Source organism: Kiloniella laminariae (assembly GCF_027214005.1).
GTDB classification, from domain to species: domain Bacteria; phylum Pseudomonadota; class Alphaproteobacteria; order Kiloniellales; family Kiloniellaceae; genus Kiloniella; species Kiloniella laminariae_A.
Window position 1 is genome coordinate 472,604 of record NZ_JAPWGY010000002.1, and the last position, 24,637, is coordinate 497,240.

General features: G+C 50.0%; 22 protein-coding genes. 16 read left to right on the forward strand and 6 right to left on the reverse strand.

The window, feature by feature from the left end; translation table 11 throughout:
- Nucleotides 1–21: 21 nt before the first annotated feature.
- The 6 genes from fliS to O4H49_RS06970 form a co-directional block, all read right to left on the reverse strand.
- Nucleotides 22–489 (reverse strand): flagellar export chaperone FliS, encoded by a 468-nt coding sequence (gene fliS / locus O4H49_RS06945; RefSeq protein WP_269422706.1) that lies wholly within the window; start codon nucleotides 487–489, stop codon nucleotides 22–24.
- Nucleotides 490–556: 67 nt separating this feature from the next.
- Entirely contained in the window at nucleotides 557–2,236 is a 1,680-nt protein-coding gene (gene fliD / locus O4H49_RS06950) for a flagellar filament capping protein FliD (protein ID WP_269422707.1), read from the reverse strand.
- A gap of 32 nt (nucleotides 2,237–2,268) precedes the next feature.
- A complete protein-coding gene (locus O4H49_RS06955) occupies nucleotides 2,269–2,649 on the reverse strand; it encodes a flagellar protein FlaG (RefSeq protein ID WP_269422708.1) in 381 nt (126 codons plus the stop codon).
- Between the two features lie 87 nt (nucleotides 2,650–2,736).
- Nucleotides 2,737–3,540: a flagellin gene (locus tag O4H49_RS06960; RefSeq protein WP_269422709.1), complete on the reverse strand. Its 804-nt coding sequence runs from the start codon at nucleotides 3,538–3,540 to the stop codon at nucleotides 2,737–2,739.
- Between the two features lie 233 nt (nucleotides 3,541–3,773).
- Nucleotides 3,774–4,916, reverse strand: coding sequence for a DegT/DnrJ/EryC1/StrS family aminotransferase (locus tag O4H49_RS06965; protein WP_269422710.1), 1,143 nt, complete (start codon nucleotides 4,914–4,916; stop codon nucleotides 3,774–3,776).
- Between the two features lie 151 nt (nucleotides 4,917–5,067).
- Nucleotides 5,068–5,934 carry a flagellin gene (locus O4H49_RS06970; RefSeq protein WP_269422711.1) on the reverse strand — a complete coding sequence of 289 codons (867 nt, stop codon included), beginning with the start codon at nucleotides 5,932–5,934 and terminating at the stop codon, nucleotides 5,068–5,070.
- Between the two features lie 422 nt (nucleotides 5,935–6,356).
- Here O4H49_RS06970 and rfbA point away from each other — a divergent pair, with 422 nt between their 5' ends.
- The 16 genes from rfbA (at nucleotide 6,357) to O4H49_RS07050 (ending at nucleotide 24,611) form a co-directional block, all read left to right on the forward strand.
- Complete coding sequence (rfbA, locus tag O4H49_RS06975) at nucleotides 6,357–7,226, forward strand: glucose-1-phosphate thymidylyltransferase RfbA (protein WP_269422712.1); 870 nt, start codon at nucleotides 6,357–6,359, stop codon at nucleotides 7,224–7,226.
- Nucleotides 7,227–7,473: 247 nt separating this feature from the next.
- Nucleotides 7,474–7,911, forward strand: coding sequence for a flagellar protein FliS (locus O4H49_RS06980; RefSeq protein WP_269422713.1), 438 nt, complete (start codon nucleotides 7,474–7,476; stop codon nucleotides 7,909–7,911).
- 15 nt (nucleotides 7,912–7,926) lie between these two features.
- Nucleotides 7,927–9,420, forward strand: coding sequence for a flagellar hook-length control protein FliK (locus O4H49_RS06985; protein ID WP_269422714.1), 1,494 nt, complete (start codon nucleotides 7,927–7,929; stop codon nucleotides 9,418–9,420).
- Between the two features lie 21 nt (nucleotides 9,421–9,441).
- Complete coding sequence (locus O4H49_RS06990; protein WP_269422715.1) at nucleotides 9,442–10,143, forward strand: flagellar hook assembly protein FlgD; 702 nt, start codon at nucleotides 9,442–9,444, stop codon at nucleotides 10,141–10,143.
- An 87-nt stretch (nucleotides 10,144–10,230) separates the two neighbouring features.
- Nucleotides 10,231–11,898 carry a flagellar hook protein FlgE gene (locus O4H49_RS06995; RefSeq protein ID WP_269422716.1) on the forward strand — a complete coding sequence of 556 codons (1,668 nt, stop codon included), beginning with the start codon at nucleotides 10,231–10,233 and terminating at the stop codon, nucleotides 11,896–11,898.
- 207 nt (nucleotides 11,899–12,105) lie between these two features.
- Nucleotides 12,106–12,411, forward strand: coding sequence for a DUF1153 domain-containing protein (locus tag O4H49_RS07000; protein WP_020592211.1), 306 nt, complete (start codon nucleotides 12,106–12,108; stop codon nucleotides 12,409–12,411).
- Nucleotides 12,412–12,668: 257 nt separating this feature from the next.
- On the forward strand, nucleotides 12,669–14,423 hold the full coding sequence (fliF, locus tag O4H49_RS07005; RefSeq protein WP_269422717.1) for a flagellar basal-body MS-ring/collar protein FliF: 1,755 nt from the start codon (nucleotides 12,669–12,671) through the stop codon (nucleotides 14,421–14,423).
- 45 nt (nucleotides 14,424–14,468) lie between these two features.
- The gene (gene fliG, locus O4H49_RS07010; protein WP_033405992.1) at nucleotides 14,469–15,479 is read left to right on the forward strand and encodes a flagellar motor switch protein FliG; all 1,011 of its coding nucleotides are present in this window, start codon (nucleotides 14,469–14,471) and stop codon (nucleotides 15,477–15,479) included.
- A gap of 11 nt (nucleotides 15,480–15,490) precedes the next feature.
- On the forward strand, nucleotides 15,491–16,291 hold the full coding sequence (locus O4H49_RS07015; protein ID WP_269422718.1) for a FliH/SctL family protein: 801 nt from the start codon (nucleotides 15,491–15,493) through the stop codon (nucleotides 16,289–16,291).
- Nucleotides 16,288–16,662 (forward strand): flagellar motor switch protein FliN, encoded by a 375-nt coding sequence (gene fliN, locus O4H49_RS07020; protein WP_419715213.1) that lies wholly within the window; start codon nucleotides 16,288–16,290, stop codon nucleotides 16,660–16,662. Before O4H49_RS07015 ends, fliN begins: the two co-directional genes overlap by 4 nt.
- 128 nt (nucleotides 16,663–16,790) lie before the next feature.
- Entirely contained in the window at nucleotides 16,791–17,633 is an 843-nt protein-coding gene (locus O4H49_RS07025) for a motility protein A (RefSeq protein ID WP_269422719.1), read from the forward strand.
- A 39-nt stretch (nucleotides 17,634–17,672) separates the two neighbouring features.
- Complete coding sequence (locus tag O4H49_RS07030) at nucleotides 17,673–19,109, forward strand: sigma-54-dependent transcriptional regulator (RefSeq protein WP_269422720.1); 1,437 nt, start codon at nucleotides 17,673–17,675, stop codon at nucleotides 19,107–19,109.
- A gap of 43 nt (nucleotides 19,110–19,152) precedes the next feature.
- The gene (flhA, locus tag O4H49_RS07035; protein WP_269422721.1) at nucleotides 19,153–21,270 is read left to right on the forward strand and encodes a flagellar biosynthesis protein FlhA; all 2,118 of its coding nucleotides are present in this window, start codon (nucleotides 19,153–19,155) and stop codon (nucleotides 21,268–21,270) included.
- 61 nt (nucleotides 21,271–21,331) lie between these two features.
- The gene (locus O4H49_RS07040; RefSeq protein WP_269422722.1) at nucleotides 21,332–22,309 is read left to right on the forward strand and encodes a GTP-binding protein; all 978 of its coding nucleotides are present in this window, start codon (nucleotides 21,332–21,334) and stop codon (nucleotides 22,307–22,309) included.
- Nucleotides 22,309–23,103 carry a MinD/ParA family protein gene (locus tag O4H49_RS07045; protein WP_269422723.1) on the forward strand — a complete coding sequence of 265 codons (795 nt, stop codon included), beginning with the start codon at nucleotides 22,309–22,311 and terminating at the stop codon, nucleotides 23,101–23,103. The genes O4H49_RS07040 and O4H49_RS07045 overlap by 1 nt, the downstream gene beginning before the upstream one ends.
- Nucleotides 23,100–24,611: a hypothetical protein gene (locus O4H49_RS07050; protein WP_269422724.1), complete on the forward strand. Its 1,512-nt coding sequence runs from the start codon at nucleotides 23,100–23,102 to the stop codon at nucleotides 24,609–24,611. The genes O4H49_RS07045 and O4H49_RS07050 overlap by 4 nt, the downstream gene beginning before the upstream one ends.
- The last annotated feature ends 26 nt before the right edge of the window (nucleotides 24,612–24,637 follow it).

Below are 24,637 nucleotides of genomic sequence, written 5' to 3' on the forward strand. Positions count from 1 at the left end.
CAACCTTAAATATAGAGTGAATCAGATAACAATTTTAGCCCTGTTCTTTTCCGCATCCCCCACGTTGTCTATTCCATACGTTGTGGCTTTTTGCATTGATGCATGCCGCTCTTGTTCGCTTTGATCACGAACCTGTTCCCATGACTGTTTCATTTCGACAAGTCCAGCTATTACATCGTCAGCAACAGATTGCCCGTTCCGAGAGTTAATCTGCATCATCCTCATAAACAAACTATCGTAATACTCATGCAATATAGGAGAGATCTCTCCTCCATTTTCAAAATCTAATTGTCCCTGCAAGCCCAATAATACCCTTGAAGCTTTCTCAACAGCCTTAAAACGATCTTCAAAACGATGCTCCTGATCAGCAAGCTTCGCCTCACGTATCAAGCGGATCATCCCCTCGTAAAGCATCACAACTGCTTTTAAAGGGCTAACGTTGTGAGAAGCTTGACCATAAACACTTGTACTGTATGGAGTTTTATACATGTACCTCCTCCAAATCGTAAAAACGACTTAGCTAATTCCATTAACCCAAAAAAACTCACAACATCTCTTATGATTTTTGAGCATTCGCAGCAGCTTCTAACTGTCTTTTCATAGCATCTGCCTGGGCCAAGGATTGCTCAAGCCTTGAGTATTTATCCAATAAAAACAGTCGATAAACACTTAGCCTGCTATCTATTGCCACAATTTTTTCATTCAACGACGTATTCGAAGCGGTTAAGTCAGACAACTTACTTGCAATCAGGCCGCTTGGTGCAACATATTCTTCGAGAGTCTGATATATACTTTCCGCAATACCTAAAGAGGTTTGCACCTGAATCGACGTAGAGGCCGTCCCTGTATAAACTAGCTTAAATCCTTCGTAAGCAGTGCCTACTTTACCTGTAAGCGTATTACCAGAGACATCAAACACATTTCCTTCACCTGTAACAGACGCACCAGTAATCGTACCGCTACCATCAACAGTAATATTCAACTCAAAATTATCAACATTCACTGCCCTAGTTCTGGCGAGAATACGCAACTCCTGAGAATCTGATGTGAACCCAAATTCAAAAACATTGCGGACCTCGTCAAGCTTTGTCAGCAAGGCATCATCAAGTTTTGCGTCATCTATTTTTAACTTATTACTTCCATCAACAGATATACCTACTGCGCCAAATGTACTGAGCACCGTATTAGAGAGGCCAAAGGCCCCAGCAGATATATTTCCAAAGAGCTTTTGCTCAACACCACGCAGAATGTCATCACCGAACAGGATAGGTTTAGAAGAAGTTGAACTGGCAGGATCATAGTCTCTTTGGGTTGTCACTAAATCACGCAGGTCGTTATAAGCCTGAACAAATTCAGCAATCTTTTCTTTTACCGATCCAAGATTATTCTGAATCTCGACCTTAATCTGATTCCCTACGTCTGCCTTATATAGCTGGAATGTAACCCCATCGAGAACATCTGTGACCTCATTACTCGTCCGCTCGATAACTGTCGCAATACCATCCAGCTTTATCTGGGCAGTCTGAGCAGGCTCCAATTCCGATAGGCTAGCACCATTACCATAAGCAGTAAGGAACTCACCTGACACTCCAGAGAGTGTAATAGCCTTACCGGTTTCTTCTGCAGTAAGAACCAACCTGAAATCATTATCTGCAACTTTAATTACAGCTGCCCTAACTTTTGTATCCCCCTTAACCGCATTAATTGCAGCAGCGATATCATTTAAGCTCGAGCCAGGCGTAATTGTGACATCTTTTGTTGCCCCTCCAGCCACTCCAATCGTAATTGTATCTGTAACGCCTTGAGCGGCCGCCGCATCAGTAACAGTACCCGAAGATATTTTATTGGCCTTTGCAATTCTTAATATTTCCAGATCATACACACCCGCTGCAGCCGTATTTTGTGCACTCACACCGACAAGACTGGTTGCAACATTGGTATTACCAGAAGTAAGAAATGCAGCCTTCGTTTCAAAGATATTACTATTTGCCCCCAAGCTCCCTGTAGGGCCACGGAGGGAGGAGGATGCCGTCTGCAGCTTAGCTAGTAGCGAAGAAAGCTCAGAGTATGCCTTTGCTTTTAAATCATTCTTCTCAATGGTAGACTCAAGACGTACCGCAGGTAGCCTTTTGGCAAGTAGCGAAGCCTCAATAATCGCATTTGTGTCAAAGCCAGAGTATTGCCCGGACAGGGTTGGGGACCCATTCACGAAACTTAAAGTACCTGTACTTACCATAATGTTTATCCTTCCAGAACAAAAGAATGGTTCTAGATTTTCTCATCCACTGTACGTATTTGTACAGGATTAGTATTAATTTTTGGATAATTGCTGAGCATACTTTGACTCGGAAATTCAGTAATAATTGAATTATTATCTTTATCGACAAGCTTGATAATAAGTCGTCCAGTGTCATTATCCCGAAAGGTAAGAATATTTGCTGTCGCCGCTGGGGCTGAAGAAGAGAGACTGGCCTTCTGGGGAACTACAGCCTCACCCTTCGACCTGAGCGGAATTTTGGCCTCGGCCTCTGCAACAGGAGATACACTCTTTCTGGTTGCGCCCACTCGAGCAACGGGAGCAGGTGATGCGGCAGCAGTAGCTGGTGTTGAAACACGCACGAAAGGGCTTGAAATTGTCAAGTCAGACACATCACACCTCCCTTTCTAAAAAAATACTCAAATCAAAAAAGTAATATTCTGGGGTGGAGATACGCCCACCCCAGAATATCGTTTAGCTTACTGCAGCACTCGCAGAAGCTGCTGAGGAATCTGGTTCGCCTGAGACAGAGCAGACACAGCCGCCTGTACAAGCACGTTGTTAGATACCAGTTTACTCTGTTCTGCAGCCAAATCCACATCTTTAATTGCAGAGTTCGCTGCATCAATGTTCTCGATAGAGGTCGCAATCGCCTGACCACGGGTCTCAAAGCGAGAAATATACGCACCAAGTGTTGCTCGTTGAGTCGAAAGGTTCTGAATAGCCCCATCAACAGCTCCGATAGCGGCCGTAGCACCAGCCGTCGTCGATACAGTACCACCAGGACCAGCAACAGCAGTCAAGGTATTCAGGTTAATGGCAATAGTATGAGATGTAGAAACCCCAACCAAAAAACTCTGACTAAAAGTGTTGACAATTTGCTGATTGTTAAAGGTCGTAGAGGTAATAATATCTCCAACTTCAGTATTCAACGCCTGATATTCTGCGTTAATATAACCACGTTCTGTATCAGAGATCACACCGGACGAAGACTGGGCAGCCAGAGCTTTCAAACGTTGCAGAACATCAGCAATACGTGCCAAAGCACCATCTCCAACCTGCAAAACAGAAGCAGCCTGAGAGGCGTTGGTCGCAGCCTGTTTTAACACGGTGGAATCTGAGGTAAGTTTCGTACTAATTGCCAAGCCGGCAGCATCGTCAGAAGCACGCACAATTCTGGACCCGGAAGAAAGTTTACTTACGGAGTTTGCGGCAGCAGCTGAGTTGTTGTTAAGAAAGCGAATGGCCGAGTTCGCAGCAGTGTTTGTAGCAACTACAGGCATAATTTTAATCCTTCTACTTGAAGTATGTTACACCTTGATCCTCCTGATCAAGGCTCTAAAATCGTCTTCCTGACGATCCGGATATTTCATCTCTTCCTGAAAATCGTATCCTACCCCTCATAAAAGCAAAAACAATGCCAACTTCACCAAAAACCATAACTAATTGATATTCCTTAAATTAACCCATTATTAACCATGGCAATGTGGAAATTTCGACCCAGCACAGTCGGCAATTATTGCCCAGCGCACCCACCGGTCGGCAATTGTTGCCTAGCTGGGGCGTCAAGAATTCGCTCAAGCTCACCGCATACTCTGCTGACATTGGCACGTGTCATTGTCGAGAAAAAGGGAACCCCAAAAACATGGTGATATAAATATTCACTCACAGGAAGTTTGCCGATACAACTCCGCCCAAACACTTGATTGCGATACAACTCATCTTCCCACCAGATCCTGGCTGCAACCTCAGCCCGTTCAAGTCCGTCAATAATTTTACGAGCAGGATAATCCCTGCTGACCAAATTCATTGTGCTTGTTGCTCCGGTTTCACCATTGTGAAACACTGAAAGCCCATCAATTTTGTATAAAAAATCATCATACCACGCCCGGACCTCAAACAATCTCTTTCTGATTTCGGGCCAGCGCTTCAGTTGCGCCAATCCTACTGCGGCATGAAATTCGCTCATCTTGGCGTTTACACCAAGTGACGACGCAACACGAGAGCCTGCAAATCCAAAAGACGTTGCATGTTTCAAACGCACGAGTAAATCACTGTCACCGCTCAGCACCAGCCCCCCCTCACCAATCCCGAGCGACTTTGTTGCATGCAAACTGATAATTGTTGGCACTTTCCCTGGAGTGACCTTATCAAAAGAGGCCGCTGCATCAATTACAACGGGCAGCTTGTGTTTTGTCACGAACTCATCCCACTCCCGGGCATCAACCGGATAACCAAAAGGAGCCACAGGCAATACGACCCGAATTTGTCGGGAGGCCTTGCACAACAATGCTTCTTCTGCGATTTGAGGCGTGAGGACTCCGGTTATCGGGTCGACATCGGCAAACAAAGGGATCAATCCTGCCGAAACCACGACTTGAGCTGTGGCAACAAAGGTCCAGGCAGGCAACAGGCAATAAGCCGGTTCGTCGAGCGGTTTTTCGCCCACCAGCAAGCGGAGCACCTCAGTTAAGGCCGCAGTCGCATTGCTCGCAGTAACAACTCCATTTTCGGACAGAGAAAATTTCTCGGCAATTAACTTCTCAAACTCACACACCAAAGGGCCAAAATTACTATACTGGCCCGAGAGTTCTATTCTCTTCAAGAAAGGAACAAGCTCTTCTGTAGACGGGAAATCTGGCTGAAATAATGGCAGCATCGGCACCTCACTGAGAGATTAATAAAATTCCCACAAGACATAAAGAATATACAGGCTAGCAACGATCCAAGGAAGGTGTTTACCACAAAATGAAATGGAGGCCCCATACCTGGCACCTCCATTTGAACCGAATGCAAAAGATCTGTTAGTGTTACTGCAATAGCGACAGTAACGTCTGAGGCAACTGGTTAGCTTGAGACAAGGCTGACACCGAAGCCTGAACCAATACTTGAGAAGAAACCAGCCTGCTTTGCTCCGCTGCCAGATCCACATCCATAACGGACGATTTGGCGGCATCGATATTTTCCTTCGATGTTGCAACCTGCTGCCCCCGGAACTCAAAGCGGGAAATGATTGACCCAAGGTTCGCCCGAGCTTCCGAGACCTCATTAATTGCCAAGTCGACAGATGCCATAGCTGTAGTAGCGGATGCCGCCGTTGACACAGAAGTGGCGCTGATTGCGGTCCCCCCTGTAGCAAGCGATCCAGCAGTAAAATCTGATGCTGTTGCAGAAAGTGATGCGATATTCACCGCAATAACGTCGGCTGTGGTAACGCCGACAAAGAAATTCACAGTACCGGCACCAAACTGCGTACCTGTTCCATCCAGCAGGGACTCTCCGTTAAAGCGGGTACTCGCAGCCATCCCAGATATTTCCGAAATCAACTGATTATACTCAGCATTAATAAATCCACGCTCAGTGTTTGTCGGCACACCAGAAAGGGACTGAGCGGCAAGAGACTTCATACGAATAAGAACATCGGCAATTCGCCCCAGGCCACCATCAGCGACCTGCATGACAGCAGCACCTTGCGCCGCATTGACAGAAGCCTGCTGCAGCACCGAACTATCTGCGCGCAATCTTGTTCCAATTGCCAGACCTGCTGCATCATCAGCAGCAGTAACAATACGTGAGCCACTCGCCAGTTTGGAGATAGCTTTTCCGGAAGCGGTCGAGTTTGCGTTCAAAAAACGCAGCGCCGAGTTCGCAGCAGTGTTTGTTGTAATCGTAGGCATTTTCTTTCCTTTCACATTCGGCTCAACGGAATAGCCTCCTGCTATCCCACCGCAAGCAATGCGGCACTTTGTTGATTTCGACATTACTAAGCAATAGGCGTGCCAGTTAATTTTATTAAATAAATTCAATATTTTATGGGATATTTCACTTACATTTCCTACATAAAACAGGGAACTTATTCATAGGGAAGAAGACATTTTTTACCCCCTTAGAGGAAAACAATTCCTATCAACGTTAATAAACCAGCCCTAATTGACCAAACGGGAAACCCAACTCAGAACAGGATCGAGATGAATCTTTTATCTACAGAAGCATTGGCAAAAAAGAAGTCACTGAAATCGTGAAGAAACTTGGAAATCGGGAAGAAACTTGCGACAATAGATACAAAGGCCCACAAGGATAAGGCAAAGGTACCGAACACATGATCAGACGAGGCATAATTCTCGCAGGGGGCACCGGCACCAGGCTCAAACCGCTTACAGATGTGGTCTGCAAGCAGCTCTTGCCGGTTTACGACAAACCCATGCTCCACTACCCCCTCGCCACACTCATGTTGCTGGGCATCAAAGAGATCCTGATCATCAGCACTCCTAAAGACCTGCCTGCGATAAAAGCCAATCTCGGGGATGGCAGTGATTACGGTATCTCCCTTCAATATGCAGAACAGAAAGAGCCAAGAGGTTTGCCTGATGCTTTCATCATCGGTGCTGATTTTATCGGACAGGAACCGGTCTGCCTTATTCTCGGGGACAACATCCTCTATTGGGGACAGCTCAAAATGGTTTGGGGTGACTGCCTGAATCTAACAGAGGGTGCCTACATTGTAGGCGCCAGAACAAGAAACCCCGAACAGTTTGGCGTTATCGAATACGATACAGACAATAACGTTCTCTCGATTGAGGAGAAACCCGAGAACCCAAAATCCAGCATTGCGGCCATCGGTCTGTACTTTTACGATAACCAGGTCGTAAAACTCGCAAGAGAACTAGAACCCTCTCCACGTGGCGAGCTTGAAATTACCGATTTAAACAATGTCTATCTCAAAGCAGGAAAGCTGAAAGCGACATTCCTTTCTCGGGGGTCAACCTGGCTTGACGCAGGAACAGTTACTTCTCTGATGGATGCCTCGAATTTTTTTAAAATCATCGAAGACCGCCAAGGCATCAAAATCTGCTGCCTCGAAGAAGTCGCCTTCAACATGAAATATATTACTAAAGAGCAATTAAGAAAGAAGGCAACACAGTACCAAAAAAGCCAATATGGCGAATACCTCATCAAGCTCCTGTATTAACGCTGCACTCAAGGAAGCAGGATTTTTCTGTACTCTGGCCGCTGTTACGCGACAGCCCTCCCCACTCACATTTCTTACACGGCAATTTTGTCATCATCGGGCAAAACTTCCCGGCACACTTTACCTAAAGCCAAAGAACATTAAAAATTTATCTTTTAATACAACAGGTTAAATCAAGTGAAAAAATGGCCCAAGCTTTGCATAACTATTCGGGAGATTTTATCACTCGAGATAGATTGGATGTAAAATGCAGTGGCAGCCAGGAAATACAGCAACAGGTTTGAGCAGCATGGACACCTCGCCCAGCGAAGTCCTGATGTTGATCAATCAGGTTATCAATGCCCTCGGCGAAGCCAAGGAAGCTGTCACCACACTCCAGATCGAAAAACGCTTCAATGCAACAATGAAGGCAACAGCCCTCATGGACAGTATTGAACAGGAGATGAAAGCAGACATCTCTGAAGGAGTACGAAGCGCCTTTACCCAGACCTATCTCAGTCTGATCGCCAACATGACCAGAACCAATGTAAAGAACGATCTGGCTTCTGCCAGAGAAGCCCTCGCATTGATGATCTCGTTCCGGCAGATCTGGACAACATTATACCCTTCTCTGGAGGAAGAATGTTTTGCCTGGCCACATTCGGCTTTGCAGAAACACCAACGCTCCGGATTACATCTGGCATAGGTCAAGGACAGGCAGATGAACAACTATTCAATTGAGACCAATCGCACCACGTCACCCCAGGCCGCGGGCAAAGCTGCCCAGTCGACGCAGGCTTCACAAGCCGCACAGGCCTTTAGTGACTTTCTCAGTGGCACGAAGACTACAGCAAAAACACCAGTGGCATCCCCCGTTCTGAAGCACGACACAGCAGCACTCAACCAGCTGTTCAACAAACCGACGTGGCATTTGGAACAGGATGCTTCATCAAACCGCGATGACAGAAGACTTCGTGAATCCTCCGAAACTCATCGTGGCCGGAAAAACGTAACTCATGATGAGGAAGATAAATCTGCCTCTCTCAACGAGAAGACAGAAATCGCCCCAGAGGAACAGACCGAGAAATCTGTAGAAAGCCAGGCTGAAGAACGTCCTCGGGAAGAAAGATCTGCCCGGCAAAATGAGTCCGAGACAAAAACACCTGATGTTGTAGCCGTCGAAACGGCCAAAGCCCAGGTCTCAGATCCCGCAGTTGGTCAGGGCCGGATATCCGCTGTTCAAACGGCTGCGGTTCCAGGCGGCCCTACACAACAGACAGCACAGGCTCCTCAGCAGCTTCCTTCTGGAACAGCTGTTACCCAGGGTGACACAACAGCTGCTGGGAAAGCTGCTACCCCTTCGGTTCAGGTAACCCAGGCGGCGGTCACATCCCAACCAACAAGTAACCTGACTGCTGCAGCCAGCGTCTCGGCGATAAACACATCAGAGACGACGACAGCGGCGACCGCTGGCGCAGCCGCACAGAGTAACAATGGGAAAAGCACCTCTGCCTTAGCTGGTCCAGAAACAGGCGCAGCCAAAACAGCTTCTCAGGGCCCCAACCCACAGGCTGTCATGGCCAATACATCTGGACAGGGGACCAACAACAACGCCCAATCGCAGAATGGTAACAACCTTGCGCGCACAGAGATTGGCGCAGCCGCTGGTGCCAAACCTGCTTCGACAACAACAGCCGTCAATGGCTTTACCGAAACTTTGCACAATGCGACACGGACAGCTGGCGCCTCTGGATTGACAACAGAACTGAAGCCGCAAAAGACGCTGAACGTCACCGCATCGGACCAGCTATCAATATCCATCAAGAAAGCAGTTGGAGAGAATAAAGACAGTATTTCAATCAAACTGCACCCCTCTGAACTCGGACGAGTTGATGTGAAACTTGAAATTGCCGAGAACGGTGTCATGAAAGCCATGATCAGTGCTGAACGTCCTGATACGCTGGATTTGCTGCAAAGAGATTCACGCCTGCTTGAAAAAGCCCTTCAGGATGCTGGCTTGAAAACAGACGGCCAGAGCCTGAGCTTCAATCTCAAGCAAAATGGCGATCAGAACGGTGCATCGGGTGACCGCAGTGCCTTTGCCGCCAGCCAAGATGACAGCCAAAGCTCAGACACTGATATGGCAGAAAACGACCTGCCACAACAAAACCCCATTGTCTCAAGGCACGATGGCGACCTGGACATCAGTATTTAACCGAAGGACGGGAGAAAAACCATGGATACAGCAGTACAAGGCCCCGCCCCGGTAAATGGCGTCACCTACAAGAACACGAGTGATTCAGGTTCTCTCACTGGTGGAACCTCGCTGAACAGTACATTCGACATGTTCCTCAAGCTCTTGACGACACAACTCAAGAACCAGGATCCTTTGAATCCGACAGACAACAATGAATTCGTCAATCAGCTTACCCAGTTCTCACAAACTGAGGCCGCGCTGAACACAAATACCAAACTGGACAGCCTGATTGCCCTTCAGGGCAACAGTCAGCTGAGTTCTGCACTGGGGTATGTCGGCAATGTTATCAAGGCAGACAGCATTGTCCTTAATCTGGACGACAGTGGCGCAGATATTGCCTACGCCCTGACAGGAAATTCTGCAAAAACAGAGATCAAGATTATTGACGCTACTGGCAAAACGGTTCGGGTTCTCAACGGCTCCTTGACAGCCGGGCAGCACGAGATCCACTGGGATGGAAACGATGAAAGCGGCAATCCTCTGGAAAAAGGCCTCTATGGTTTTGCCGTTGTCGCAACTGACAGTGATGACAAGGTCATTCAGACAGCTCAGGGAATCAAGGGCACTGTCACTGGCGTTCAAATGAGCAATGGCACTGTTGTCCTGAATTTGGGCGAAGTCGAAATTCCGCTTGAAAATGTTCAGGCCGTTCTCCAGAAACCCGCGAGCGGGAGTAGCTGAGATGAACACACACACACACCCCGTTAATAACCCTGCAACAGGCTCAGAGGGCCTCGCGACGACTTTCACGCATAGGGAGATTGGATCATGAGTATTTACGGTGCCCTCTATTCAGGTGTATCAGGGCTTTCCGCCCAGAGTAACGCCATGGGGATGATTTCAGATAACATCTCCAACGTGAATACCATTGGCTACAAAGGTGTTTCGGCCCGGTTCTCCACCCTGGTCGCCCAGTCTGCCAGTCAGACGAAGTATTCGCCCGGTGGCGTCCGTTCGGCCCCCCTTCGTAACATAGACAAGCAAGGACAGCTTCAGGCAACAGCAGCTGCCACTGACCTGGCCGTGGCCGGGAATGGTTTCTTTGTTGTTAGTGACCGTGCTGCAGCTGGCACCAACACCCAGTACCTCTTCACCCGTGCAGGATCGTTCCGACCTGATGCCAGCGGTGATCTGGTCAATGCTGGCGGATATTATCTCCAGGGATGGCCGATCACTACCGGCTCCACTCCGCCAACAAGTGCGGCCACAACCGCAGGCCTGTCAACGGTCAATATATCGAACCTGAATGGTGCAGCTCGCCCGACAACAAACCTCGAACTGGGGCTCAACCTGCCCTCGACTGGCGCAGTTCCTGTGGCCTCGACTGGCGTCTCCATGCAAGCCAACCTTTCCAGTACAGCCCTTGTAGGGGCGACAGAAACGGTTTCAACTGTTGTCTATGACTCCTTGGGGAATGCCCAGACTACGTCATTTCTCTGGACAAAAACAGCTGCTGATCAATGGTCGGTAACGCCTCAAAACCCCACCATCAACGGGGTGGCAAGTGGTAGTGTCGTCGGTGGACCCTATGTTGTAAACTTTAACCCGGGCACAGGGTTGCCAGATGCTCCGGTGCCTGCAGTTACACCGACGTACACCTGGAACTCCGGTGCGGCGGTTTCTCCTTTGACCGTCGATATTGGTTCAGCAGGCAGTACCAACCGCATGACCCAGATCGGTACAGTCTTTAACGCAACCCAGATCCTCCAGGTTGGCGGAACAGCACCAGCAGAACACACCGCAACAGTCCAGGTGTTTGACGATCTGGGTAACGCCCACAACATGGATCTGCTCTTTAGAAAAACCGGTTCAAACACCTGGGAAATGTTCCCCCAGAACCCGACTCTTAATGGTGCAAGCAGTGGTACAGTAACACCTGCGATCCGAACCATTACCTTTGCCAGTGGACGCCCTGCGACAATCACCATGCCAGATCTGCAGATTGCCTGGAATCCCACCATCGGTGCAGCAGCCAGTACCATTGCCCTTGACCCTGGTACTATTGGACAGGCCGATGGGATCACCCAGTTCAGTGGGAACTTTGTCGTCACCCAGATCGAGCAGGATGGTGTGACCTTCGGAAACTTCCGTGGTGTCTCGATCAGTGACGAAGGTATCGTTACTGCCCTGTTTGATAACGGAGAACAGCTTGATATATCCCAGCTTCCCCTTGCCCTGTTTCCAAACCCCAACGGATTGGAAGGTAGAACCGGGAACGCATATAGCCCAACCTCTGAGTCCGGAAACTTCCTGTTGAACCGTCCCAAAATCGGGGGGGCAGGCTTGCTGGCTTCAGCCTCGCTTGAAGCTTCCAACATCGATCTTGCTGAAGAATTCACCAACATGATCGTCACACAACGCGCCTATTCAGCCAGTGCAAAAATTATCACAACTGCTGACGAGATGCTGGATGAACTGATCAGAATCGCCAGATAAAAAGTAAGCTAAGATTTATAAAATATATTTTCAAGCGGTCACTCCTGGCGAGTGGCCGCTTTTTTGTACCTAGATCTTTGTGTTCAAAGATAAAAAATAAAATACATAAAATTTAAGATAAATTGTCTAAATTATTGATATTAATAGTTTTTCAATATCCATGCGTTAAAAAGGTCCTGCTATTCGATAGAACCGGAGACCGACACGATGCCGTCTAGCAGCTTAAAGCGACGGGCAGCTGTTTCAGATACAACAACTTTGCCACTCTCACTCGACGACCTTCCTCCCCCAGAAACCAAACGCTGGGTGATCCGGCGCAAGGCTCAGGTAGTCGCAGGTGTACGGACAGGCCTGATCAGCCTTGAAGATGCCTGCAAGCGATACAAGCTGTCGCTGGAAGAGTTTCTCTCCTGGCAGAGACTTATTGAAAATCACGGTTTACGCGGCTTGAGGACAACGCGTCTTCAGCAATACAGAAACGACGCAGAAACAAAATCTTCGGCTAAAATCTGAATTTCTGGGAAGCACTATAGCTGGAATTAAAAATTTATTTTCTCAAGGGATCAACATTTACAGATCCACAATAGATACCTTAAGTCTAAGCAATTGTAACTTATCAAGAATAGCTCAAAACACCCTCCCGGCAATTTTTTCCTACCACTAGGCAATTTTTTCCTTTGTTAACGTCCTCTTTACCGAATAACTATAGGTTTATGTAAGCAGGTTTTGTTACCTGCTGATGGCTTGTTAACAATTCGGACTTAGCGGCAGTGAACACATTCGTTGATACATTGAAAAATCTCGGCCCCATCCGGCTGGGGATAATGGCTGCAGTTGCTGCGGCGATTATTGCGTTTTTCATATACCTCACAGGTCGTGTTGCCACACCCGAGATGGCCTTGCTCTATGGTGATCTGGATCCTCAGGAAAGCGGCCAGATTATCAGCGAGCTTGAACAGCTGGAAATTCCCTACAAACTTTCTCCTGCGGGCAATACCATTTATGTTCCCGGTAATCAGGTTGCCAGAATGCGGGTTGCCATGGCTGAAAAGGGTCTCCCCAGCGGAGGATCAATCGGCTATGAGATTTTTGACCAGTCAGAAGCCCTTGGCACAACCAGCTTTGTCCAGAACATCAATCACCTCAGAGCGCTTGAAGGCGAACTGTCCCGAACCGTCAAATCAATAACCCGAATCAAACAGGCCCGGGTCCATCTCGTCCTGCCGCAAAGAGAACTCTTCAGCCGGGACAAACAGTCCCCGACGGCCTCCGTGGTTGTGACGACACAGGGCAGTTTCCTGCTGGACAAACAACAGATCCTCTCGATACAGCACCTGATAGCCGCCGCGGTACCCGGCATGAAACCCAACAATGTTTCAATTATTGATGACAAGGGAAATCTCCTTGCCCGTGGTGGGGACGAAGGTGATCTGAACCAGTTGACCAGTACGGCCGACGAGCGTCGCGTGGCTTACGAAACCCGATTGATGCGCACGGTTGAAGAATTGCTGGAACGCTATGTGGGTCGCGGCAATGCCCGGGTTCAGATTACCGCAGAAATGGATTTTGATCGCGTTACTGAAAACTCAGAAACTTTCGATCCTGACGGGCAGGTCATCCTCTCGACCCAGACAGTCGAGGAAAGTGCCAACGAGGCAGATAACGCCGGCAATGATGGCATAACTGTCGGCAACAACCTTCCAGATGCCAACCTGGGCCAGCTTGGTGCCGCCGGTGGAGCCCAGAGCAACTCTTCGCGTACAGAAGAAACCGTCAACTACGAAAACTCCAAGATTATCAAGACCCGTGTTCACGAAACCGGATCTATCCGGCGTCTTTCCGTTGCCGTTCTGGTCAATGACATCAGTACAATTGCAGAGGATGGTACCCGCACATTCGAAACCAGAAGCCCGGAAGAAGTTGCTTCACTCGATGCTATTGTCCGCTCGGCAGTCGGGTTTGATGAAACCCGGGGAGACAAGGTCGAGATTGCCAACTTCCGCTTTGCCGATGTTGATCCCCTGCTCTTGCCAGAAGACGGCCTCCTCGGAATGGGCAAGGAAGACATGATGCGTTTTGCAGAACTCTTTGTCCTTGGCGTCGTCGCAATTCTCATCCTGCTACTGGTCGTTCGTCCTCTGGTCAGCCGGGTAATCGATGGTGATTTCGCCCCCTCTGGCGAAGGTGGCAGCGGAACAATTACAGTAACCGGCCCGAATGGACAGCCAATGGTTGTTGCCGCCCCTCCAGGAATGGCTGGATCTCCCCTCATTCCGGGAATGCCTGCACAAATCGGGGCCGATGGTACACCACTTCTCATCTCGCAAGGATCAGAGGGGGCCATGACCCAGTCTGACAGTGAGAAAGTATCCTCTGAAATTGAACAGATGATCGACATGAACAAGGTCGAGGGTCGTGTCAGGGCTTCTTCTTTGAACAAGATTGGCGAGATTGTCGAAAAACACCCGGAAGAAGCCGTTCAGATTATTCGCGGTTGGCTGTATCAGGAAAGAAACAAGGGCTGATCCTGCTTCGCAACGACATTTGAAATACCAGTAAAGAGCAAGCATATGCGCGACGACTACAGAACAATGACCGGCCCCGAGAAAGCAGCGCTTTTGGTGATGGCCCTTGGTGAGTCCCAAACTGCTCAGATTTTTGCGCTGATGGAAGACGATGAAATCCGAGAACTGTCACAGATCATGGCAACACTCGGAACCGTGAGTGCGCAGTTGATCGAACGTCTGCTTGTTGAATTTGCGGATCAGATCTCGACCACCGGGACGATTGTCGGTAGTTACGACAGTACCGAGCGCCTGCTGATGAAAGTGCTTGATCGGGACCGCGTTGATACCATCATGGAAGAAATCCGTGGCCCTGCGGGTCGGACCATGTGGGAAAAACTGGCCAACGTTAACGAAAACGTCCTCGCGAACTATTTGAAAAACGAATACCCCCAGACTGTTGCCGTGATCCTTTCCAAAGTAAAACCTGAACATGCTTCAAGGGTTTTGGGTCTGCTGCCCGAACCCTTTGCCATGGAGGTCGTGATGCGTATGTTGCGGATGGAAGCAGTGCAGAAGGATGTCCTTGACGATGTTGAACGCACGCTGAGAAACGAGTTCATGTCCAACCTTGCCCGAACAAACCGTCGGGATTCTCACGAGATGATGGCCGATATCTTCAACTTCCTTGACCGGAATGTGGAGAGCCGCTTTATGAATGCCCTCGAAGAACGCAACAAGGATTCCGCAGAACGAATCAAGGCTCTGATGTTTACCTTCGAGGATCTCAGCAATCTTGATCCAGGCGGGGTCCAGACTCTTCTCAGCGCGGCTGAAAAAGACAAGTTGGCCATTGCTCTCAAAGGTTCCTCCGAAACTTTGCGCGAACTGTTCTTCTCCAACATGTCAGAACGTGCAGCAAAGATTATGAAAGAAGACATGCAGGCAATGGGCCCCATCCGGCTTAAGGATGTTGATGAAGCCCAGATGTACATGGTCACAATCGCAAAAGATCTGGCTGAAAAAGGGGACATCGTACTCGCTGATTCCAAAGGCGAAGACGAGCTGGTCTATTAGGAGACGCATCAGTGTCACAGCCAAATTCGAAATTTCTCTTTAATAACTCTTTCGAAAAAAAAGAAGGGTCAGGGAAAACTGCCAGCAACAAAAACGGTGGTTTTGTTAGTGATAAAACCAGCCTGGCCGAAAAGGAGGCTCCGCCACCTGCCCCCGAGGAAGCCTTGTCTGTCCCTGAAGAGACAATGCCACTGCAGGAAGTAGAGTTACTTAGACAGGCAGCCTATGATGAGGGAATGGCTGCTGGCCGAAATGAAGCCATGGAACAGGCTGCGCAGATGAATGAAGCCCTGACACGGCAGGCGCTAGACACAGTCGCTCAACAGCTGGCCACGATAGAAAAGGAATACTCGGGCAAGGTCGAGGAACTGCAAACGGTAACTCTGGACATTGCCATGAAAGCAATAAAAAAACTGTTTCCGACCCTGGACAAAACCAGAGGACTTGAAGAAATCACTCTTGTCTTTAAGGAGTGCCTGGATCGTCTTCCCCAAGAGCCTCGTCTGGTAGTTCGTGTTGCGGACACCATTCTTGATGATGTCCAGACCCAGCTGCAAAAAATTGCAGGACAAAGCGGATTTACCGGCAGACTGGTGTTCCTTTCTGAACCAGCAATGCAGCCCGGTGATGTTCTGGTCGAATGGGCAGAGGGTGGCGCAGAACGCAACAGTGCCGAGATGCTGGCAGAAATCGAAACAATTCTTAATCGGATAATCAAGCCGATAGAAGGACCCGGCCAGACCGGGAACAACACAGTGCCCAAGGATACTTCTGATACGACAGGTGCACCAACCAATGAGGTTGCCGAATGAGTGACGAAGACACAGAAGATCAGACGATGGGTGCAGCAGACGATGCTTTCTCCTCCGCCCCTGACATGCCAGAGATGGAAGATGAATTCGACATGCCTGAGGCCGGTGGAAGACCGCCGACCAATGCCAAAGAGCTTGAGGCTGTTTACGACATTCCTGTTCAGGTTTCAGCTATACTGGGCAAGGCGAATATGCAGGTCAGCCAGTTGCTGAAGCTTGGACGCGGTGCCGTTATAGAACTCGACAGAAAAGTCGGGGAAGCCATCGACATCTATGTGAACAACCGTCTTGTTGCCCGTGGAGAGGTTGTTGTTGTGGAAAACCGCCTGGGTGTCACCATGACAGAAATTATCAAGATGGATCGCAACTAGGTTTTCTTCACAGGGATGAACCACAGAGGTTATCCATGGAATCACCTTCCATGAAATGACACGGTGGAATGTCCTCTTGAAACAAACTCTGTGATTTTCATTAGAATTTTGATGGAGCAGCGCCTGATATGGCCAATACCACTACAACGACACCAAGCACAGTTAGCCCGCAAGGCCCCAGCCGCCCACAATCAGAGGCCAAGGTTGACTATGCCACACTTGTCGGTATTGGAGGCGCTTTCCTGACAATCCTGATTGCCATGTTCCTCGGTGGATCCGCAGGTTCGTTTTTTAACCTGCCCTCGATCCTCATTGTTATTGGCGGGACGTTTCTGGTCACGACAACATCATTTACTTTTGATGAAATTGTCAGGGCCCAGAAAACCATGGTCAAGGCAGCGATCTATCATTCGGAAATGCCAAGTAATGCCGCCATGCAGGTCTTGTTTCTTGCCGATCAGGCCCGGCGAAACAGTATTCTCTCCCTGCAAAAACACCTTGTTGATATCAAAAACAGCGCCTTCCTGCACAGAGCGACCGGAATGCTTGTTGACGGGATCACTCCCGAGCAGCTTGAAGCTGTACTGGAACAGCAGGTACAGGCGATCCAGACCCGCCACCAGCGCGCCGCCAGTATTCTCAGGCGGGCCGGGGAAGTCGCCCCGGCCATGGGGCTGATTGGCACCCTTGTCGGGCTGGTTCAGATGCTGAGTAATCTGGAAGATCCCAGTACCATCGGCCCAAGTATGGCAGTGGCTCTGTTGACAACTTTTTATGGTGCAATCCTGTCCAACATGGTTTTCAACCCTCTTGCCGCCAAACTCGAGCGTATCTCGCAGGTTGAAGCAACTGTTAACCAGATCTATGCGATCGGAATCTGCTCCATTGGACGCCAGGAAAACCCGAGGCGTCTGGAAATAATGATGAACACCATTCTCCCTCCAGACCAGAGAGTGAATTATTTTGATTGAGCCGATCCACACAAAAATCGTCCACCAGGAGAGTAAATAATGCGTCTATTGATTGTTGGCTCGCTTGAAGGTCACATGATTACCGCCGGAAAAATCGCCTTTGAGCGAGGAGCTAAAGTGGCAACTGTCGATGATATAAACCAAGCCATGTCTTCGCTTCGTACCGGTCAGGGAGCAGATCTGCTGCTGGTCGATATTGACCTCGACATCGATACCCTCTGCAAGAACCTTTTGGCCGAACGTTTTTCTGTGCCCGTTATTGCCTGCGGTATCGGCACACAACCTTCGAAAGCCGGTGATGCAATCCGCTCTGGGGCAAAAGAGTACATTCCTCTGCCACCTGACGCCGAATTGATCGCCGCGGTTCTGGCCGCGGTTACCGAAGAAACCACTGCTCTTGTTTTCAAGGACCCTGCTACCGCAGCCGTTTTACGGCTGGCAGAACAGATTGCTCCTTCTGATGCCAGTGTCCTGGTCACAGGAGAAAGTGGAACCGGTAAAGAGGTCATGTCCCGTTATCTGCATTCAAAATCGAAACGGGCCAAAAATCACTTTATTTCTGTAAACTGCGCTGCAATCCCTGAAAATCTTTTGGAATCAGAGCTGTTTGGCCATGAAAAAGGTGCCTTTACCGGTGCTATTGCACGCCGTATCGGAAAATTTGAAGAAGCCAATGGCGGCACCTTGCTGCTGGATGAGATATCAGAGATGCATCCCCGCCTGCAGGCAAAGCTGTTGCGTGCGGTACAGGAGAGGGAAATTGATCGCGTTGGCGGAACCCAGCCGATCAAGGTTGATATCCGCCTGCTGGCCACCTCGAACAGGAACCTGGAAGAGGAAGTCAAAAAAGGCAACTTCAGGGAAGATCTCTATTACCGCCTGAATGTGGTGAATATCGAGATGCCTGCGTTGCGGGAAAGGCCGCTGGATATCGAGATCCTGGCTGAACATTTCATTGGAAAATATGCGAAGTCCAACGGCATCGCCAAACCCGCCCTGACCCCCGAAGCCAAACATCAGCTTCTGCAACACCACTGGCGTGGAAACGTTCGCGAGCTGGAAAATACCATGCACCGAGCCGTACTGCTGTCTCGTGACAACCTGATCAGCCCTGAAGCAATCATGCTGACAGGAAGCGCCACCTTTGGACCAACACCAATCGCGACACCCTCGGTTCCGCCAGCAGTTCCCCCGGCAATTCCCGGATATCCTGCGCCTGGAAAAGCTGTTGCATCATCCCAACCGATGTCCGGTGCGGAAGCATCCGGGGGTGCAATGGTTGGAAGAACCGTCGCCGATGTGGAAAGGGATCTTATTCTGAACACACTGGACCATTGTCTGGGCAACAGAACCCATGCGGCAAATATTCTCGGAATTTCCATCCGGACCTTGAGAAACAAGCTGAAACTGTACAGCGAAGATGGGATTGAAATTACGGGACCGGGCGGTAATGACAGCCTGAGTCCCTCACTTTGAGACACGGCCAGATTAGTTTTCTTTTAAGGGTGATACGACTTCTATGACCGACGCCAGTCCACAACCGGGCGGAAATAAACTGGGTTTACCTAAGCCGATCCTCGATTTTATCGAAGTAATGAAACGCGGGGATATCGCTCTTGCTCTTGGCGTTGTCGCGATTCTGATCGTTCTGATCCTGCCTATGCCCAGCTGGCTGCTGGACATTGCCCTCGCATTGTCTATCACGCTATCGGTTCTGATCCTTATGACGTCCCTCTTCATTCAGGGACCGCTGGAATTCAGTTCCTTCCCGACGATCCTCTTGATCGCCACCATGTTGAGGTTATCACTCAACCTTGCGTCTACCAGATTGATTCTGGCAAACGGGCATGAGGGAACGGCGGCAGCCGGACAGGTTATTCAGGCCTTCGGCAACTTTGTCATGAGCGGCAATTTTGTCATCGGGATCATTGTCTTTGGCATTCTGGTCATTGTGAACTTCATTGTCATCACCAAGGGTTCCGGCCGTATTGCCGAAGTCTCGGCCCGTTTCAGCCTGGATGCCATGCCCGGAAAACAGATGGCAATTGACGCCGATCTATCCAGCGGATTGATTGACGAAGCCGATGCCCGGGAGCGCCGGAAAACTCTGGAAGATGAAAGTAACTTCTTCGGGGCGATGGACGGTGCTTCAAAGTTCGTTCGTGGCGATGCCATTGCCGGGCTTCTCATCACTTTTATCAACGTGATCGGCGGCATTATCATCGGAGTTGCCCAAAAGGATATGGCAATCGGAGATGCCGCTGAATCCTATACCATCCTGACAGTTGGTGACGGTCTGGTTTCACAGATCCCGGCAATCATTGTTTCGACCGCCGCAGGTCTTCTCGTTTCCAAAACCACTTCCGTTGGTTCTGCTGACAAGGCTGTCTTTGCCCAACTGGGAGGATACCCTCGCGCCTTGGGATTATCTGCTGCATTAATGGTCGGGTTGGCTGCCGTACCCGGCACACCCGTTTTGCCCTTTCTGCTGCTTGCTTTTATCTCTGGCGGGCTTGGTTGGGTTTCCAAACAGGGCACAAACAAAAAAGAACTGCTTGCTGAACAGAAACAAAAGAAAGATACGGCGCCCCCTCCTGTGGCAGAAGAACCTATCTCTGCGTCTTTACAAATCGACAATCTGCGGCTGGAGCTTGGGTACGGACTGTTGCCCATGATCAATGGGCAAGGCGGCGAGCGTCTTACCGACCAGATCAAGGGCTTGCGCCGTCAACTCGCCCAGGAACTTGGATTTGTTCTTCCTTCCGTCCGGATCCAGGACAACCTTCAGCTGGGGGCCAACAGCTATGTTATTCGCATCAAGGAGATTACCGCAGGAAGCGGGGAACTGCGCCCTGCCATGCTGTTGGTGATGGATCCCCGTGGCGATAAAATCCAGCTTGTTGGTGAGGAAACAGTTGAACCCACATTCGGGCTGCCCGCCATGTGGGTCGATAGCAGCCAAAAAGAAGAAGCCCTGTTCAGAGGCTATACAGTTGTCGATGCCTCAACCGTGATCACCACCCATATAACCGAGGTGGTTAAAGACAATATCTCTGAACTGCTGTCTTACGCGGAAACGCAAAAGCTGCTTGATGAACTCGGAGAAGACCACCAGAAGCTCATCGCCGATTTGTTACCAAGCCAGATTTCTGTCGGTGCTTTGCAACGCGTCTTGCAAAATCTGCTGGCCGAACGCATCTCCATTCGGGATCTACCAACAATTCTGGAGGGGATTTCAGAAGCCTGTGCCTATACCAGAAATGCTACCTTCATCACCGAACATGTCAGATCACGACTGGCGCGGCAGATCTCCAGCGCCAATGAAAACGAACAGGGTTTCATCCCCATGATCACCCTATCCCCACAGTGGGAACAGGCCTTTGCCCAGGCACTTGTTGGTGATGGCGAGGAAAAACAGCTCTCCATGCCTCCGACCCAGTTACAGGAATTCATCACAACAGTCCGCCAGACTTTTGAACGCCATGCCATGATGGGTGAAACGCCAGTTATGCTGAGCAGCCCGGTCATCCGTCCGTATGTCCGCTCGATTATCGAGCGTTTCAGGCCAACGACCGTGGTCATGTCACAAAATGAAGTACACCCTAAGGCAAAAATTAAGACTCTCGGGGTTATCTAGAGACCATGAGATACCTATTTTATGTCTGTAGCACAGCTGAAGCAGTAAGGAGGCGCCAACAATGCGGTTAAAGCATTACATTGCGGAAAGCCTTCCCGACGCTATTCACAAAGTCCGGCAAGATCTAGGTACAGATGCCATTATTCTGGCAACCGATGAGCTTGGCCCAGGTAAAGGTGTGCGGGTAACCGCCGGCCTCGACGAGGAAGCCGAACAGGAATTTTCCATCCAGGACCCTGTTGATGATGTCGACATTGTTGATGAAATCACCGAAGTTCTCGACTTCCATCGGCTGCCGTCACAGCTGATAGAAACCCTTGTCGGACATGCCATCGGCATCCCCGCCTCTGAATGGCATATCTCACTGGCAGGTGCCCTTGATAACCATTTCCGCTTTGCCACCATCCCCAACCGTCCTCAACCGCGCCCCTTGATGCTTGTTGGAATGCCCGGTGATGGCAAAACGTCAACCATCGCAAAGCTCTGCGCCAAAGCACGACTGTCAGATGTCCCGACAAGCGTCATCACAATAGATTCAGAGAAAACCGGCGGGATCGAGCAGATTGCAACCTTTTGCCATCGTCTGCAGGTCAATCTCGAAATTGCAGAAACCCCCGAACGGCTATCAGAAATAGTTGACCGGACCAGTACAGACAGACTGATCCTCATTGATACGATGGGCATCAACCCCTTTGATGATGCCAGCCTTAATGAGCTGAGTCAGTACGCCTTTGCTGCAAACGCGGAAATTGCACTCGTCACGCCAGCTGGAGGGGATGTATATGAAACCGCTGACAAGGCAGCAGCCTTTTCGATTATGAACAGTAAATACATTATTCCGACAAAACTGGATATGACACGACGGTTTGGTGGGCTTCTGACCGCAGCGCACAGCACCAAACTTGCTTTTATGGCTGCTGGTACATCACCACATATCGTTGATGGTTTGTCCCCCATTAATCCGGTGTCACTGGCGCGATTATTGCTTCCTACCAGACTGGAACACCAACAGCATACTCTTGCAACAGGCACACGCTGATGAACGAAGCCAAGAACTTTAATGTACAATCCCTGCATGACAAGGTGCCATGTCAGAACATGATTGCGATTGCCTCTGGAAAAGGAGGCGTTGGCAAAACATGGCTTTCCATTACTCTGTCCCATGCCTTGTCAAATCTCGGCTGCAGAACTTTGCTGTTTGACGGGGATCTGGGCCTCGCCAACGTCGATATCCAGCTTGGGCTTGCCCCAAACAAGGATATGGGCGGCGTCCTGACAGGACGCTACGCCCTTAAAGACGCAGCTGTGCGCTATCCTGAAGGGGGCTTTGATGTACTGGCCGGACGTTCAGGCTCGGGCAGTCTTGCCAACCTTCCTGCCCAACGCCTCAGCCACCTCACCAGCGATCTGGCCAATCTGTCTGGTTCCTACGACCGGGTCATTCTTGATCTCGGGGCTGGAATTGACCGGACTGTACGCCAGCTTGCTGCACAGGCCCAGGTCTGTCTGGTGATTACAACTGATGAGCCGACCTCCCTTACCGATGCCTATGCCTTCATCAAGCTGACCAAAATGCAGAGACCAGATGCTGATCTTCGTGTTATAGTTAACATGGCCGAGACCGAGCACGACGGGCACAAGACCTATAATACAATTCGCAAGGCTTGTGAGTCGTTCCTCAAGATCACGCCTCCCCTGGCGGGAATTATTGTCAAGGACAGCAAGATAAAGGAAGCAATTCGCAATCAGACACCTCTGCTCGTCAGGTATCCCACATCCCCTGCAGCCGAGCGTGTCGAGCAGATTGCAAGGAATTTGCTCTCGGATAGATGAACAAGGTCAGCCTGCCACTTGCATCGACGCCATCTCCACAAGCCGGTGTTACGACACAAGCTGCTCAGGTAAGTACAATCGCCAACTACCCTCCTGCACTCGTCACCCGGCCCGTGCAGGAACAGTTGCCCGGGACAGTCACTGGCCAAAATGCCAACGGCCAGCTTCTGGTTCAGACCCTCCTTGGCGAGTTAACCATCAACAGCCAGCAAAAACTGCCCGCTGGAACGGAAGTGTTGCTTCAGTTCAGGACCCAGCGCCCTCCCTTTGAAATACTTCTGCTGCCCCAAACAGCAAAGGCTGCCGCCCAAACGCCGCCGCCTCACCATGCTCTGCCGAATGACAAACTCACTCTTGGCCACACCTTACAGGCGCTGATGCTGACGTCTTCCCCTGTTCCTTCGGGCACGAGCTCTCTTCCTCCTGCCCTGGCACAACTTCAGCCAGGTAACGGTTTTCTGGTAAGGGTAGAGATCCCACCCCAGGCCCCAAAACCCTTTACATCGTCTCCCAGTCCAAACCCGGGTACGGCAGCCCCAACGGCGCCATCGACAGGGACGACGCCCCACACTCAAGCCACGGCTCCCCAAAGCACAGGAACGGGAACAACAACGGTAACCACGCCATCCATTGTTACCACGACCTCAGGGACAACAATCATCCAGGGAACAGTTACAGGCACCAATCAGGGCTTCCCCGTTGTGCAGACCCCTTTGGGATCAATTCAACTGTCCATAAAGGCACCCATAACCTCTGGTACGTCCCTTACACTGACCCTCTCTCCGCAAATGGAAAACGAAACTTCCCTATCAGGCTTTTCACTTTCAGCCAGAGAAGGCGCCCCCGGACAAGATCTGCGCAGCCTCTTACAAACGGCGCTAACCAGCCTTATCCATCAAGGGCAAGGCAATGCCCTGGCAAGCCACCTCCCCCATCAAGGACCTGCTCTGACCGCTGGCATACTTTTGTTCCTGAACGCCCTAAAATCCGGCTCTACCAAAAGCTGGCTCGGGGAAGATACTCTTTCCCTCCTCAGAAACAGTGGGCAGGTCGAACTTGCCCAGAAACTATCTGCCGATGCTCCCTTGATCGGACAGCAGGTCGAAACCGCCCAGGGGGAATGGCGCATGACCCCCCTTCCCGTTCTCTATGAAGGGATGCTGCAAAAAGCCAATCTTTTTGTCAGGGACAGGGAACAGGGAGGCAAACACCAGGATGATCCCGACCGTGAAGAGGCAACCCGCTTCAAACTGGAAGTCGAGATGAGCCGAGACGGGGATATGCAATTCGATGGGCTGGTCAAAAAACACCATTTCGACCTTGTGGTTCGCAGCAGAAACAATCTGCCCCGATATATGCACCAGAAGATATCGGATATTTTCTATGCCGCAAACGATGCAACAGGTTATGCGGGCCGAATCTCGTTCGAGGTTTCAAATCAATGGGAAAAATTAAGTGAAATCAGCGATCGCAATATCGCCAGTATTCACCAGAGTACTCTTGCCTAGATGGGGCAGGAGATAAAACCGGCATA